11 protein-coding genes are annotated in these 15793 nt (G+C 44.2%); all 11 read right to left on the reverse strand.

Going from position 1 to position 15793, the window contains the following annotated elements:
• Positions 1-6 precede the first annotated feature (6 nt).
• The 11 genes from GX348_02175 to ilvB all read right to left on the reverse strand — a co-directional run bounded on the left by GX348_02175 (position 7) and on the right by ilvB (position 15758).
• Complete coding sequence (locus tag GX348_02175) at positions 7-687, reverse strand: uracil-DNA glycosylase (protein NLP40995.1); 681 nt, start codon at positions 685-687, stop codon at positions 7-9.
• A gap of 33 nt (positions 688-720) precedes the next feature.
• Positions 721-1908, reverse strand: coding sequence for an AAA family ATPase (locus GX348_02180; GenBank protein NLP40996.1), 1188 nt, complete (start codon positions 1906-1908; stop codon positions 721-723).
• 87 nt (positions 1909-1995) lie between these two features.
• Positions 1996-2787, reverse strand: coding sequence for a DUF2935 domain-containing protein (locus tag GX348_02185; GenBank protein ID NLP40997.1), 792 nt, complete (start codon positions 2785-2787; stop codon positions 1996-1998).
• A gap of 164 nt (positions 2788-2951) precedes the next feature.
• Complete coding sequence (locus GX348_02190) at positions 2952-3932, reverse strand: asparaginase (GenBank protein ID NLP40998.1); 981 nt, start codon at positions 3930-3932, stop codon at positions 2952-2954.
• Positions 3933-3938: 6 nt separating this feature from the next.
• Positions 3939-5171 (reverse strand): hypothetical protein, encoded by a 1233-nt coding sequence (locus GX348_02195; protein ID NLP40999.1) that lies wholly within the window; start codon positions 5169-5171, stop codon positions 3939-3941.
• A gap of 135 nt (positions 5172-5306) precedes the next feature.
• A complete protein-coding gene (locus GX348_02200; protein ID NLP41000.1) occupies positions 5307-6566 on the reverse strand; it encodes a citrate transporter in 1260 nt (419 codons plus the stop codon).
• Positions 6567-6752: 186 nt separating this feature from the next.
• On the reverse strand, positions 6753-7436 hold the full coding sequence (locus GX348_02205) for a GntR family transcriptional regulator (GenBank protein ID NLP41001.1): 684 nt from the start codon (positions 7434-7436) through the stop codon (positions 6753-6755).
• 180 nt (positions 7437-7616) lie between these two features.
• Positions 7617-8399: an amino acid ABC transporter substrate-binding protein gene (locus GX348_02210; protein NLP41002.1), complete on the reverse strand. Its 783-nt coding sequence runs from the start codon at positions 8397-8399 to the stop codon at positions 7617-7619.
• A 213-nt stretch (positions 8400-8612) separates the two neighbouring features.
• Entirely contained in the window at positions 8613-9902 is a 1290-nt protein-coding gene (lysA, locus tag GX348_02215; GenBank protein ID NLP41003.1) for a diaminopimelate decarboxylase, read from the reverse strand.
• A 372-nt stretch (positions 9903-10274) separates the two neighbouring features.
• Complete coding sequence (nifJ, locus tag GX348_02220) at positions 10275-13829, reverse strand: pyruvate:ferredoxin (flavodoxin) oxidoreductase (protein NLP41004.1); 3555 nt, start codon at positions 13827-13829, stop codon at positions 10275-10277.
• Between the two features lie 264 nt (positions 13830-14093).
• Positions 14094-15758: a biosynthetic-type acetolactate synthase large subunit gene (gene ilvB, locus GX348_02225; GenBank protein ID NLP41005.1), complete on the reverse strand. Its 1665-nt coding sequence runs from the start codon at positions 15756-15758 to the stop codon at positions 14094-14096.
• Positions 15759-15793 lie beyond the last annotated feature (35 nt).

The raw sequence follows: 15793 nt of genomic DNA on the forward strand, positions 1-15793 counted from the left end.
TGCACTCTACTCCATAATTCTTTCAATCTGCCAGTCTATCGGCTCCTTACCTATCGACATTAGAATGTTATTTGCTTTAGAAAAAGGATTGCTTTTGAAAAAGCCCCGACTGGCCGATAACGGACTTGGATGCGGAGATTTGATAATATAATGGTGCTTATTAGTTATCAAATTTATCTTGGACTGAGCATGGCTTCCCCACAGAATAAAAACAATGGGATCGGCACGTTTATTAAGTAGCTCAATAACCCTGTCAGTAAACTGCTCCCAGCCCTTGTTTTTATGGGAGTTAGCTTGTCCGGCAACAACGGTCAGTACAGTGTTTAATAGAAGTACGCCTTGATCTGCCCACTTCTTCAAATAGCCATTATTCGGAATATAGCACCCAACATCGTCTTTCAGTTCTTTGTAGATATTAAGCAACGACGGCGGCAGCGCGATTCCCGGTTTTACCGAAAAACTAAGTCCATGCGCCTGATTCGGGCCATGGTAAGGGTCCTGGCCAAGAATTACTACCTTGACATTATTATACGCCGTATAATGCAGCGCGTTGAAAATATCATATTTGTCAGGATAGACTGTTTTAGTTCGGTACTCATTAATCAGCCATTTTCGCAGCTTTAAATAGTATTCTTTGTTAAATTCTTCTCCAAGCAGCTCTTGCCAATCATTTTTAAAAATAATCATATATCATCACCAATTTGAATTATAACATATATTCTAAAGACCAAGCCTCTTTTTGTTCTCTTTAAATGACCAGTATAGCTTAGTGATGAAGCCAGTAACACCTGCAGCCTTGCTTTGGTATGGTTTGCTAATCAAGCAAGCGGCAATACGTCTGATGTTCTCGGCCGGTTTTGAATCAGGATGTGATAACAACAGCGGATTTTGGTCTCTTACTGACCGATTTACTAATTTATCATCCAGTACATACCCCAAATACCGAACATCCTTTTTAAGATAATGAGTGACTACCGCCAAAAGCCGTTCTGCAACCAAATTCGCATCATCTGCACTTTCGGCCCTGTTGACTATCAGCATTTGTTTTGCCAAGCAGCCATTGATATGCATTACCTTCAGAATAGCGTAGGCATCCATCATAGCATGCGGCTCTGGCGTAGTAATAACAATAACCTCGTCACTGGCTAGTAAAAAATTGGAGACATCTGTCGAGATTCCAGCGCCGGTATCAAGCAATATAATATCAGATACCCCGTCTAACTGATTGAAGGTACTGATTACTTGGGCGAACTGTCGGTCTTTAAGATGGGTCAGTTCCTGTACTCCTGAGCTGCCAGGTATTATAAAAATATTGCCCGGAGCCGCAACCGCAATATCCAGTAGACTTTTCTCGCCGTTAAATAAATCAACAATGTTATAACGCGACTTAACTGATAACAAGACATCGACATCGGCAGTACCAAGATCCAAATCAAGAATGTAGACCCGCTTCCCCAAATTAGCCAGGGCAATGGCCAAGTTGATAACCAACGTTGTTTTGCCAACTCCGCCTTTACCGCTGGTAACGGCAATTACCCTCGTTTTGGAATGTTCTCTGTTCCCGGTATTAACCCTGGATATTGTATGAGGCATCATAATAGTATAACTGCGTGTCCCCTCAAAATTCCGACCAAGAATCTCAGTTTGGAAGGATAATTCACCCTGATGATCTGCAATAGACGCTTTTAGCTTAGTCCCAACCGGCCAGATTACCATTTTTCCCTGCAGATAAGGTACGCTTATATCGATCAAATACTCCGAACTGCTTACTATCCTGCAACTATAGCTTGTACTGCTATCCAACGTAGTTAAGATAATACTCTGACCTACATAATATTGGTTTGATGGTTTCATACTCCACCAGCCTTTGTAATTTCCATATAAAAGCATTTCTCCAATATTTGCCATATTCCTGCCATATCTGATAAATTAGCTAATTCTCCCATCAATTGCAAAATAAAAGGCCCGCGTAATCACGGGCTTGAGCAGCTTTTATTAAAAACCATAGTCGCAATGCATTACTTTTGGATGATCGCAGTCCATGCCCTCTTCTTGGATTCTTTGGAGGACTTCGAGGAAATGTTCTGCTTCTCTACGGACATGATCAGCAAGGAGCGGCGGTATAAGCGACAGTGCAGCACATTGCTTAATCAATTCCTCAGCTGTTGCCTTAAAATCGCGGACCTGCATAGTCGCGGCAGTCACATCCTTTTGAAAACGCATGAAGTCATTATTCACGCGGAAATGCCACAGCATGCTATCGAAATCACGGGCATGCAATTGCAGTTGGTCAAATTTGTTGCTTAGCGAGTTTGATGTGTCTACGAGTTCACGTTCCGAAGGATCGAGCAGACCACGGATAAATTTTAAATGATCAGCCATAATCCTAATCCAGAAAACATTTTCACTTACAATGGAATCAACGGGATAACGCATTTCACCATCTTTAGATTTCTGCAAAATCTTAAAAAAGTATAGTGCTTCGCGTGAAACATGATCAATTAATAGTGGATAGTTGCCGCCACCGCGAATCCTGCACTCAATTAGCAGATGCAGCAAGTTTCTCTTATAGCAAAAAATATTCTTTACTGCTGCCATTACCGTATCAACAAAACGCTTAAAATCACTGTCGCATTCGATTTGACAAGCTCTTTTTTCAAGGTCAGCGAATACTCTGTAGAATTGTTCTGCCTCAGAAATTAATTCAGTTTGGTCACAAGGCAGCCCTAACTTGATGAATAGAGAGTGTTCTTTCATGATACGCAGCCAAAATCGTATTTCATGCATATTAAGCGGGACAAAAGGCTTTAATTCCCGACAGAAAATATCCAAAACTTTATCGCCTCCATATATTTTTCTACTACATCTTATGTTGCCACTTCACCGGAAGTGACAAAAGAAAAAATGCCCTCCAGTTCATATTCGAACCGTAGGGCATTTTTTGTGAGCTTTTAATTGTCAAAGTAGCGGGCTAATTTTTCAACATCATTAGTAATACCAAGCGCCGCAATTAATTTCAGTCGTGCTTTTTGACCGGTTATTTCTCCAGCCAAAATTATGCCATATTGTGTTAGCGAGCCTACCCCGCCCTCATAGCCATATGTATCAAGCACACGGCCGGCGTGAACACGGGTCGCTAGAACAACAGGGATATTATTCTCCCGAGCCAGTTTGATGCCAGCTTTTACAGCAGGATTTACATTGCCGCGGCCTAAACCCTCAACAACAATGCCTTTAGCCTTCTTTTCCACCAGGCAGCGGAAGAAGAAGTCATCCATGCCTGCAACAACTTTGATTAAATGTACATCTTCAACAATATCGGCCGGTTGAATTTTTTGCAGCATCAGTGATTTGCGACGGATAATTACTCTATCGGTATCAACATAGCCTATCGGACCCCAGTACGGGGACGCAAAAGTTTTTGGGTTGGCAGAGTGTGTTTTGGTAACCTCAAGCGCGGCATGAATTTCCTCATTCATGACAACTAATACACCAGCGCCAGCAGCCTTTGGACAAGCAGCTGTCTTGACGGCACATAAAATATTTTTCGGACCATCCGGACTCGACTCAGCTGAGCTTCTCATTGCAGCAGTAAGACAGACCGGCTTTTCGGTTTTAACTACAAGATCAAGCATATAAGCTGTTTCTTCTAAAGTATCGGTGCCATGCGTTATGACAATTCCGGCCACATCGTCACGCTGCGCAAGCTCATCAACTTTGTGAGCCAACTCAAACATTAAGCGCGGTGTCATATGCGGACTCGGAATATTGGCGAACTCGACAACTTCGACAAGTGCTGCTGATTTTAATTCAGGAACAGCTTCAATCAGCTCAGGTCCGGTTACAGCCGGGCACAAACCTTTTTGTACCGGATCATAGCGCATCGCTATTGTTCCGCCAGTAGTAATTATTACAACCTTTTGAGCGCACATAGTTCATCATCCTTTCAAGATAAACTGATCAAGCGGACTTGTATTAATATTGGTCTTAACATAGTCTAGGGCGTTAGGCAATACTTGATGTACTTCTCTGACAGAGTTTTTAATAATAGTCACATAATTTTTTATATCGTCCAGAGTTGCATAAGGAACAACGAATTCTTCATGATATGGACGCGGAACGACATAACTTAAGACCGCGCTTGTTCCATGAATCATACCGATACCGCCAATAACTTCATGAAGCTTATTGCTCATAAAGCTTATTCCGGCACCATCTTGGCTTACTACTGCAGCAAGTTCTGCTAAAATGTTTACTTTATCCTGCGCATACTCAGCTGTTTTAAGTTGTTCACCAAGTGCAGCGATTTTCGCCCCTAAATCATACGTTTGCTGCGCCATAGCGCCTGGAACACGTTTCAAGCTTTCCATATTAAGAGTAACCTTGTGCCCCAATTTCTGCGCAGCGGATACTATACTTTGGGCCACAATCGGGTTATCGATATCAGAAGCCCTAACCAAATATGTAGGTTCATCAATAATATCAGATAAAGCAGGCCAATACACTTTCCCTTCGATCACAATAGTCGGAAGTTCAAGCATGCCTAGCTTATCCATAAGCTCACGTTTTATTCCTGCTGCTGCATTACCCTCTAAATCTTCATTAGGGCCAATTCCGCCAATCGAAGCATTGACTGTGCCAAGTACCGCGGTTGGAATACCGCCGATATCAAGAGTAGTTCCTGCAATCAGACCGCACGAGCCAACAACATCTTCGTAACCCCAAACAAATTTGTCGGGGAAATTTTTGACAAAGCTGTCCAATGCCGCATTAGCCAGCGCTGTTTGCAAGGCCACAGGCGCTTCATGAATACCTTGGCCGTAGAACCGACCATAGGCCTCCATTGTCAAAGTATGTGTTCTTATGGTCTGGCGGCCGATCAAGGTTCTTGCAAGCTGCGCTTCCTGCACTGTGATACCCCTCCGGGCGGTTGCCCGACCGACGCCGCCTGATTCTGTTTCCACTTCAATATAACCCTGTAAGCCCGTCTTTGTCCGGATATCTTTTATCCGTAAGGATAAGCCTGTCGCTTCTTTGAATAGAGCTAAGACAACGGCTAAGCCTACAGAGTCATCCTGAACAAATTGCTTGTGACTATGGCAATGACCACAACCGACATGCCCGGCTATGGCTACTTTACCCTTATGATTACAACCTAAAGAAACTTTCATTTGCCGCCTCCTTAGATAAAGTGAGGCTTTCTTCAGATGGAATTTAACCACCAGAAGCTTAGCCGAACTTCTATAGGGACTTAGAGGCTGTAATACTCCCACTAAAGAAGCTGGGAGTATTCAGCCTCTTGGTCATCATATGAATAGGGTAATAACAAAGAGGACAAATAAACCAAAGAGGATTGACGGACGCTGGAACCTATTAGCTGCCTTGAGCTCTGAACCCGGTACTACCGGAATAACAGTTGACAATGCCGCAACAGGGCCACCTGTCAGGAAGTACTGCATGATAGCTGCGCCGCCGGCTGCTGCACAAGCTGCTGCGAGCGGATCTGCGCCAGCATTAAGGACAACCTGCAGGAACGGTACAACGATGGCAGCCGAAGCACCGTTTGACTGAGTAAATAAGCCAGTAACAGCTGCAACTAGCAGCATAGCTTGGATTGGAGCAATAGCTACAATAGGTCCAAATAGTTCAGAGACTAACTGTACCAGACCAATTTTGTTCATTACGGCAGACATAAACAAGAATCCGATTGTAGCAACTAACGGAGTCGCAATTCTTCCAACTCCTTGCAGCATAGCTGATTCGCCTTCACTCATAGAGATTTTAGCAATTAAAGCGACCAAAACAGCAGCAATTGCCCCCATAAAGAATACTGGATAGCCGAGTACGAAACCAGCACAAAATACCACGAATGGAAGAATGGCCAGACTAAATGAGGTACTATGCTTTGACTCTGTCGCATTTTTAACCTCAGCTAATTCTTCAGCCGAAAGTTTGAAACCTGATTTCTTAAGATCGCGTTGCATACGGAAATAGCTAAACGCGATGATTGATAACCCTACTATTGCACCAACAACATTGATCGCGCCAAAGCCAATGGCCGCTGTCGCAATAACTGCAACTTGCGTAGGATGGGTAAAGCCGGCAAAGTTGCCAAAATGACCGGCATGACCATGAATACCTGCAACTTTATTAGGATGAAGGCCGAATTTTATGGCTGCTGGACCTGTAACAACAGCCGTTATAGCCGGCTGAGTAAAACCAGTAAGGGCGCCAATCGCTCCTGCTGCAAAAGTTCCTGCTGCGGCAATGCCAGGACCGCCGCCTGCCTTTACACCAATTTGCATTATTTTGCGGATAATGATATCAAGAAACCCGGTTTTTTCCATGATACCGATAAATAACAGTACACCTGCCATATCGGCGATAACCGGATTTAACCCGCTATTAATCAGTTTTAGAATGGTAACATCAGCCTTCCCCGAGAGTGGGAAACCGGCAGCGATACCTGCGACAGCCGAACCAATAATAGCGGTAAGATAAAGCGGAGTTCGTCCGGAAACCATTAACAATAATGTTAATGTCATTAAAATTTGAGCTGTTGTCATAAATTTTCCTTCCTCCTTAACACATTTTAGATTCGAAACGTCTTTCCAACAATACAATCGGCTTCCTGTCGAAGTAAATTTGAAAAGAATTTTATCCATATTTGGATTTTTGCATGCAAAATATGGAATGCGGTATACCACTTAAGAGTTTAAAAACTAGTTACGTTAGCAAGACACCATTAACAACTAGTTTGTGTGGGAATTCTTTTTCCATTCAGCAAAGTCACGGTGAATTGACGCCTGCGCTTGCTTGAGGTGAAAAGTTACTGCTTGCTGAGCTCCAACCGCATCTTTTTCCGCTAAGGCTTTAATAATTGCAGCATGCTCCTCGGCAGCAACAGCATATCTGGCTTGGTTTTTGATGGTTCGAATAATATACATATTCATGATATCCATTAAACCGCTGATGGTCTGGTTTAGCCTGTGGTTTCCCAATAAACTGGTCAAATACATATGAAAATCCATGTCTATATCTGTGAATTCTAACGGACTCACTTCTTTGCAAAGGCGTTTTTGCTTTGCGTAAAGCGCGTTTAAGGCTTTTCGAACAGACTCATTTATTTTATCGGCAGCTAGTCCAACAGCGAAAGGTTCGAGAGCCAGTCTCATTTGAAAAACCTCGTCAATATCCTCCAAGGTAACTTCCTTCACCCATGTACCCTTACACGGTTCAGTGATAACCCAGCCTTCGCTTTCAAGCAGCTGTAACGCCTCGCGGATTGGCGTGCGGCTAATGCCCAGGTCATTTGCCAAAGTTCTTTCATTGAGAGTTTCACCTGGATTAATATCATGATTGATAATAGCGTGTTTTAATTCGTTATAAACTCTTTCTTTGTATGATACTAATTTAGGTATTCGGTTAAGTTTCATTTTAAACTCCTCACCATGCCTGGCCTATGATATGTGGTATACCAGTTGCACTATAAGAATAATTCGACATAATATTATATAATCCTACAAGAGTTTATCAAGGACTTAATGTATACAAAATACATTAAGTCCTCTCCCAACAATAGGAAAAGCCAACGTCAACTGCCGTTGGCTTTTCTACTATTTCACAATATTTGCACCAAACCATTTTTCAGAAATCTTGGCTGATGTTCCATCTTTCTTCATTTCGTCCAGAACTTTTTGAACTTTGTCGCGCAGCTCGTTATCATCTTTTCTGAAACCAACGCCATATACACCGACTTCACCGAGTGGCTGTTCAATTGCTATATATTTGCCGGGCTCTTTTGACATATAATATCTACCTAGGATTTCGTCGGTTACAACTGCATCAAGCCGGCCGGCCTTTAGATCCATGAACGCGGCTACACAATCTTGATATTTTTTTAAGTCTTTTAGCGATGCTCTGAGTTTTGCGTCCTTTTCAACTACTTCGTCACCAATACTGGTTTGCTGCACCCCAACAACCTTACCGGCTAAATCGGCAGCACCTTTAATCGGAGAACCTGCCGGTACAAAAATCAATTGCTTGCTTTCCATATAAGGCTCGCTAAACAACACATTTTTCTTGCGTTCTTCAGTGATATTCATAGCGTTCCACAGCGCATCAACACGCTTGCCGTTTAATTCAACCTCTTTGCTGGCCCAGTCGATAGGTTTGAACTCTACCTCCATGCCCATACGTTTAGCTGCTTCCTTAGCCATGTCGATATCGAAACCAACGATATTGTTTTTGTCATCTCTAAAGCCCATCGGCGGAAAACTATCGTCCAGTCCAATAATAATCTTGTTCTTAGCCGGCGCTGTGGTGCTTGTGCTGCCACAGCCTATTAAAACTAAGCTAGCCATCATAACTAATAATACCAATGCAATAATCTTTTTCATTCCTAATCCCCCAGTCAAATTGGCAAATGCCTTTTCATGTACTCCATTGTACTTTAGCTAGATGAAATGGTAAAGCTTTAAATTGGTATGATTACATCTATTAATAGCGTTTTTCCTATGCTAGCTTTTTACCGCTCACTATTTCACCGTTTTGCAATTAAAAAGACGGATAGCAATTGCCATCCGTCTTTTTAGCTTATATTAAAGTTATCTTTAGTCTTTTGCTACAGTAGCTGCAGCCTTATTGAGTTCTTTCTCAGTGATATCTAGTGTCGCAAAATAGTCAGCGATAGTTTCAGCCCGGCGAATCATTTCGACCATGCCATTAGGTTTGAGCAGCAATTCGGCGGAACGCAGTTTGCCATTGTAGTTAAAACCCATCGCAAAACCATGCGCACCGGCGTCATGGATTACAATAGTATCGCCAATATCAATTTTAGGTAGCTCACGGTTTATAGCAAATTTATCGTTATTTTCACAGAGTGAACCTGTTACATCATAAACATGGTCTTTCGGAAGGTCTTCTTTGCCAACTACCGTTATATGATGATAAGAGCCGTACAGCGCCGGGCGCATCAGATTGGCCATACACGCGTCAAGTCCGACATAGTTTTTGTAGGTTTCTTTTTTATGAAGTACTGTTGCTACAAGGTAACCATAAGGCCCGGTAATCATACGGCCGCATTCCATAGCTATCCGCAGCGGCGCAAGCCCGTTGGCAGCAATTTTGTCTTCGTAGGCTTTTTTGATGCCTTGGCCGACATACTGAAGATCAACAGGCTCTTGTTCCGGTTTATAGGGAATGCCAATACCACCGCCGAAATTAACAAACTCAATGGCGATACCAAGCTTTTGATGAATTTCCACAATAAGGTCAAACATCATGTTAGCTGTTGCGATAAAGCTATCAGGATTAAGTTCGTTGGAAATAACCATTGTATGAATACCAAAATGTTTTACGCCTTTTTCCTTAGCAATCCGGTAAGCCTCAAAAATCTGAGCCTTTGTCAAACCGTATTTTGCCTCTTCGGGATATCCAATAATGGTATTGCCGTTTTTCAACAACGGCCCCGGGTTATAGCGGAAAGATAACATTTCAGGCAGGCCGGCATGCTTTTCCAAATAATCAATATGGCTGATATCGTCAAGATTGATTATCGCACCGACTTCTCTGGCTTTTTGATATTCGTGAGCCGGAGTATCGTTGGATGAGAAAATAATATCTTCGCCGGTAATACCTGCCATTTCAGCCAGCATAATTTCAGGCAGGGAGCTGCAGTCAGCGCCGATCCCCTCTTCCCGGAGGATTCTTAGTATTGAGGGATTCGGGGTAGCTTTTACCGCAAAGTACTCCTTAAACTTGGGAGCCCAAGAAAAAGCCGCAAGCAGTTGGCGAGCGTTTTTACGAATAGCGTCTTCATCATAAATATGAAAAGGAGTTGGATGCTGCCGAATAATTTCGTCCAGTTGTGCTTTGGTGAAAGGTAATTTTTTTTCAGCCATAAAGTTAGAGCCTCCACATATCAAAATTTGCTATATTTCCAAATAAAAAAGCGGTTTGCAACCATCTCGCAAACCGCCTGTACAATGTCTCTTTCATGCCTAGCAGCGCAAGATAGCACTCCATACGACTAAATTCGTATGACAGTTCTGCACTTATTCAACACAGAACCAGCATAGGTTCTCAGCCAAAAAACCACTGCTTCGGCGGATAATCCTTTCTGTGCCCGTCATTGCTGGCAGCTCCGGGAACATACTCTTATTATGCCGCACCTCTATCTCAATTCATATAGCTATGTAGATTACATTGTAATTCATTTATCCTAAGTTGTCAATCCCCGGGCTTATACCTCAGAGACAAGGAAGGAAACTCTGCTATTCTTTTGCGGCTGCTGCTTCTTTGGCGGCTTCCCCGGTATAACCGGCTAACCGTTTATAGTTTTCCAGTCTTTCCTTGGAGTCTTTTTCTGTTTTAGCAAACAAAGCTTCAGCCATTTCCGGGAACTCTTTTAATAGCGACGAGTACCGAACTTCACCCATCAGGAACTCTCTGAAGTTCATAGTCGACTCTTTAGAATCAAGCGTAAATGAATTTTTGCCCGTTTCTTTCAGTTCGGGATTATAACGATATAGTGCCCAGTAGCCACTGTCTACCGCCCGTTTAGCTTCAAGCTGGCTGCATCCCATACCAACCTTCAAGCCATGATTGATACATGGTGCATATGCGATAATCAGGGACGGTCCCGGATAAGCCTCAGCCTCGGCAATGGCTTTAAGAGTTTGATTTTTATCAGCGCCCATGGCAATTTGTGCTACATATACATATCCATAGCTCATAGCAATCATGCCAAGATCTTTCTTCTTAGTCTTCTTACCACTGGCCGCAAATTTGGCAATTGCCGCGGTCGGGGTAGCTTTAGACGACTGACCGCCGGTATTAGAGTATACTTCAGTATCAAATACCAGAACATTTACGTCTTCGCCCGAAGCCAAGACATGGTCAAGGCCGCCGAAACCAATGTCGTAAGCCCAACCGTCACCGCCGAATATCCACTGTGATCTTTTTACTAAAAAGTCACGGTTATTATAGATATCATTCAGTAATTCATTATCGCCTTTGACAGCTTCTAAGGCAGCAATTAATTTATCAGCTCTTGCCCGGGTGCCTTGGCTGTTGTCTTTGCCATCCAACCATTCCTGACAAGCCTTAGTGAAATCGTCGCCTAAGTCCATTTGCGCGGCTTTTTCGATGTCAACAGCCAGTTGCTTTCTCAATTGTTTTACGCCTAGATGCATCCCCAAGCCAAATTCGGCGTTATCTTCAAACAGTGAATTTCCCCAAGCCGGTCCATGGCCGCGATGGTTCTTGGTATACGGAATGGACGGCGTGCTGCCTGACCAAACTGAGGAACATCCTGTGGCATTGGCCACCATCATTCTATCGCCGAACAGCTGAGTTACAAGTTTGGCGTAAGGGGTTTCCCCGCAGCCCGCGCAAGCTCCCGAGAACTCTAAGAGCGGCTGTTCGAACTGGCTGCCTTTAACGGTAAACGGATTTACCGGATTGGCTTTTGGTGAAAGGCTCATCGCATAATCCCACAACGGAGCTTGCGCGAGCTGAGTTTCCAAAGGTTTCATAACCAAAGCTTTTTCTTTAGCCGGGCAAATCTGAGCACAGTTGCCGCAGCCGGTGCAATCAAGCGGCGAAACTGCAATTCTGAAGCTCAAATCTTTTGCTCCAATTGCTGCTTTAGCGGTAAAGTCTGCCGGGGCTGCTGCCATTTCCTCAGCACTGATCAACACCGGTCTGATGGCTGCATGCGGACAAACATAGGAACATTGATTACACTGAATGCACTTATCCATTTCCCATTCAGGAACATCGATTGCGATACCGCGTTTTTCGTATGCCGAAGTTCCCAGCGGATATGTACCGCTTTCTAGGCCAAGGAATGCGCTTACCGGTAATTTATCGCCTTCCTGACGGTTCATCGGCACCAGAATATTTTCAATAAATGCCGGTTTTGCTGCGGTTGCGACTTTTTCTGTTTGAGCATTCTGCCAAGCAGCCGGAACATTAATCTGAACGATTAACTCGACCCCTTTGTCAATAGCGGCATTATTCATAGCAACTATTTTATCGCCTTTTTTGCCGTAAGATTGGACAACGGCATCTTTCAAGTACTTCACAGCGTCTTCAAGCGGAATAATATCGGCAATTTTAAAGAAGGCCGATTGCATGATCATGTTAATTCGTCCGCCAAGCCCTATTTCCTGGGCAATGCCGACCGCATCGATCGTATAGAATTTAATAGCATTTTCAGCAATATAGCGTTTCATATCGGCCGGTAGGTTAGCTTCGAGTTCTTCGGGAGTCCATCTGCAGTTGAGCAAGAAGCTGCCGCCCTTTTTGAGTCCCTCCAGCACATTGTAGCTGTGGACATATGATTGGTTATGGCAGGCAATGAAGTCGGCCTTATTGATAAGATACGGTGACTTGATGGGCTGTTTTCCGAACCGTAAGTGGGAAATAGTAACCCCGCCGGATTTTTTAGAGTCGTAGGCAAAGTAGGCCTGAGCATACATGTCAGTATGATCGCCGATAATCTTAATAGCATTTTTGTTGGCCCCGACCGTTCCGTCTGAGCCAAGTCCCCAGAATTTACAAGCTTTAGTGCCGGGCGTAGTAGTATCGATATCTTGACCACACGGCAGCGAAGAATGGTTGACATCATCAATAATGCCAACGGTAAAGTTATCTTTGGGCTGCTCAGCTTTTAGATTTTCAAAAACACCATGAATATGGGCCGGGATTATATCCTTACCGCCCACACCGCAGCGGCCGCCGACAATTACCGGCCGTAATTCGCTGCTGTAGAAAGCGGCTTTGACGTCAAGATAGAGAGGTTCTGCCAAGGAGCCCATTTCTTTTGTCCGGTCTAATACAGCAACCTTTTTCACTGTTTTGGGAATATATTTAAAGAAATGTTCGATTGAGAACGGCCGATATAAATGAACGTTTAATAAACCGACTTTTTCACCGTTCGCATTCAGATAATCAACTACTTCTTCAATAGTCTGACACATTGAGCCCATTGCCACAATCATTCTATCGGCATCAGGTGCCCCATAATAGTTAAACAGGTGATACTCCCGGCCGGTAAGTTTAGTGATTTCCGCCATATATCCTTCAACAATTTCAGGCAGCGCCTGATAATAGCGGTTAGACACTTCGCGCTGTTGGAAATGAATATCAGGATTTTGCACCGTTCCTCTTAAGGTCGGATGGTCAGGATTGAGCGCCCCGCGACGGAACTCGTCTAATGCCTCTCTATCCAGGAGTTCTGCCAATTCGTCGTATTCTAACACTTCAATCTTTTGAACCTCATGGGAAGTTCTGAAGCCATCAAAGAAGTTTAAAAAGGGAACTTTTCCCTTGATTGCCGCTAAGTGCGCGACTCCGGCTAAATCCATTACCTCTTGTACGCTGCTTTCGGCCAGTAGAGCAAAACCTGTCTGCCTAGTCGCCATAACATCGGAATGATCGCCGAAAATACTAATGGCATTTGCGCCTATGACCCGAGCGCTTACATGGAATACCCCTGGCAGCAGCTCGCCGGCAATTTTATACATATTAGGAATCATTAGCAGAAGGCCCTGAGAAGCAGTATAGGTAGTAGTTAGGGCTCCGCTCTGCAGCGAGCCATGCACAGCACCGGCTGCGCCGCCTTCTGACTGCATCTCGACAATTTCCACTGTTTGGCCAAAGATATTCTTCCTGCCTTTGGCCGCCCATTCGTCAACACTTTCTGCCATATTAGATGAGGGAGTGATCGGGAATATTGCTGCTACATCGGTAAAAGCATAAGAAATATGAGCTGCCGCCCCATTGCCGTCCATAGTTTTCATTCTTCTTTTCTTTGTTGTCATTACTCCATCCCCCTTAAAAATAGCCTTGATTCTCTGCTTAGACCGTTTTAAACATCAGAGCTTACTGCTGAGTCTTGTCTAAACTGCCTGCCAGCGAAGAATCTTCTGAATTGATACTTTTTTCCTAATTTTAATTCTATTACTTTCAGAAAGATATGTAAAATTCAAAAACTACTGTCAAATCCGCTTTAAATGCCAAAAGCAACCAAAAGCGGCACTTACCTCAGTCAGTGCCGCTTTAATTAACTTTAGGGTTAGATTGCGTCAAAATGTCACAAAACGATTAATTTCCGCCCCCGGAGTTACCATTGGCTCTACCCAATCATCAGGGGGAACATTTAGCACAATTAAACTAGGTTCAAACGAATCCAAGGCTTGCGCAAAAGCATGGCAAAATTCTGCCTGACTGTTAGCCTCCGCGGCTCGCAATCCAAAGGCTTCGGCATATTTCACATAGTTTACCGGGTATGGTAAATTGCTAGAAGAATAGCGTTTGCCGTAGAAAAGATGCTGCAGCTGACGAACCATTCCCAATCCACTGTTGTTGATAACTATCGTAATAACCGGCAGGTTATTAGCAGCAATGGTGTATAACTCATTACCGGTCATTTTAATTCCGCCATCGCCGCAAATGCAGATTACACGCTTATCCGGAACCCCGATTTGTGCTCCCAACGCTGCCGGAACGCTAAATCCCATCGTACCTAACCCGCCGGAAGTTATCCAGCCGCGATTCGAGCGAATGAACAGTCCTTGAGCCGCCCAAATTTGATTCTGGCCGACATCGGTAACAAATACAAACGACCCTTCCGCGGTTTTTTCATTAATGAACTTCATTGCCCAAGGCGCAGTTAATTTGTCATCAGTAAGCGGTTTATAAAAACGTTCTTTCCACTCCTCAATTTCTGCCCACCATTCGGTCAGTTCTTCAGGACGAAGCGTCAATTGCGCCGACAGCGGGGGAAGAACTTTGAGCAAATTGCCATTTAAGCCGATATCAGTTTCAATATTTTTATCAATTTCCGCCGGATCAACATCAATATGAACAATGCATTTTTGGGACGAATAGGCGGAGCGATTTCCAGTCACGCGGTCATTAAACCGGCTCCCGACAGCAATAATCACGTCAGCGTTGCGAATTGCCTGGTTAGCAGCTTTTGTTCCATGCATACCGGTAAGCCCTAAAAACTGGCGATGTTCGGCCGGCATGCACCCTAGCCCCATCAAAGTTGACACTACCGGGATTCCGGTTTGCTCAGCAAGCTTAACGACAATCTTTTGTACTGCGGCATCAACGGTCCCCCCGCCAACTACCAGAACAGGCCGGCGAGCAGTATTAATTACTGCCGCCGCCTTAATCAAGAGCTGCAATTGAGGTTCGGAATCCTCAGCCTCCCGCAATGCAGTGTTTTGTTTAATATAGTCCAAATTCGCCAACATAATATCCTTAGGTATATCGACTAGAACTGGCCCTGGTCTACCAGTGCGTGCAATGTAAAAAGCACCACGAAGAATTGCCGGTAACTCCTGAGCTTTTTTTACCTGAAAGTTGTGTTTGGTAACCGGCATGGTAATTCCCGTTATATCCACCTCTTGAAAAGCATCTCGCCCAATCAAACTGCGTTCAACCTGCCCCGTAATTGCAACTAGAGGCACAGAGTCCATGTAAGCCGTAGCAATTCCGGTAACTAGATTGGTAGCGCCCGGACCGGAAGTCGCAATACACACGCCGACCTTGCCGGTTGCTCTGGCATAGCCATCGGCAGCGTGAGCCGCCCCCTGCTCGTGTACCGTCAGAATATGCCGGATTGGTGATTCCTGTAGCGCATCATATAAAGGGAGTACCGCTCCTCCGGGATACCCAAAAACAGTATCGACTCCCTGCTCAAGCAAACATTCAATTACTACCTTGGCACCGGATAGTTTCATCAGTTCTCCTCCTTATCATGACACTCTTTAGGATT

Source organism: Veillonellaceae bacterium (assembly GCA_012523975.1).
GTDB lineage: Bacteria > Bacillota > Negativicutes > JAAYSF01 > JAAYSF01 > JAAYSF01.

What these genes read in the sequence shown, in the direction of transcription:
- GX348_02175 (NLP40995.1), bottom strand. Translation starts at nt 687, where the DNA reads ATGATTATTTTTAAAAATGATTGGCAAGAGCTGCTTGGAGAAGAATTT.
- GX348_02180 (NLP40996.1), bottom strand. Translation starts at nt 1,908, where the DNA reads ATGGCAAATATTGGAGAAATGCTTTTATATGGAAATTACAAAGGCTGG.
- GX348_02185 (NLP40997.1), bottom strand. Translation starts at nt 2,787, where the DNA reads ATGCATGAAATACGATTTTGGCTGCGTATCATGAAAGAACACTCTCTA.
- GX348_02190 (NLP40998.1), bottom strand. Translation starts at nt 3,932, where the DNA reads ATGTGCGCTCAAAAGGTTGTAATAATTACTACTGGCGGAACAATAGCG.
- GX348_02195 (NLP40999.1), bottom strand. Translation starts at nt 5,171, where the DNA reads ATGAAAGTTTCTTTAGGTTGTAATCATAAGGGTAAAGTAGCCATAGCC.
- GX348_02200 (NLP41000.1), bottom strand. Translation starts at nt 6,566, where the DNA reads ATGACAACAGCTCAAATTTTAATGACATTAACATTATTGTTAATGGTT.
- GX348_02205 (NLP41001.1), bottom strand. Translation starts at nt 7,436, where the DNA reads ATGAAACTTAACCGAATACCTAAATTAGTATCATACAAAGAAAGAGTT.
- GX348_02210 (NLP41002.1), bottom strand. Translation starts at nt 8,399, where the DNA reads ATGAAAAAGATTATTGCATTGGTATTATTAGTTATGATGGCTAGCTTA.
- lysA (NLP41003.1), bottom strand. Translation starts at nt 9,902, where the DNA reads ATGGCTGAAAAAAAATTACCTTTCACCAAAGCACAACTGGACGAAATT.
- nifJ (NLP41004.1), bottom strand. Translation starts at nt 13,829, where the DNA reads ATGACAACAAAGAAAAGAAGAATGAAAACTATGGACGGCAATGGGGCG.
- ilvB (NLP41005.1), bottom strand. Translation starts at nt 15,758, where the DNA reads ATGAAACTATCCGGTGCCAAGGTAGTAATTGAATGTTTGCTTGAGCAG.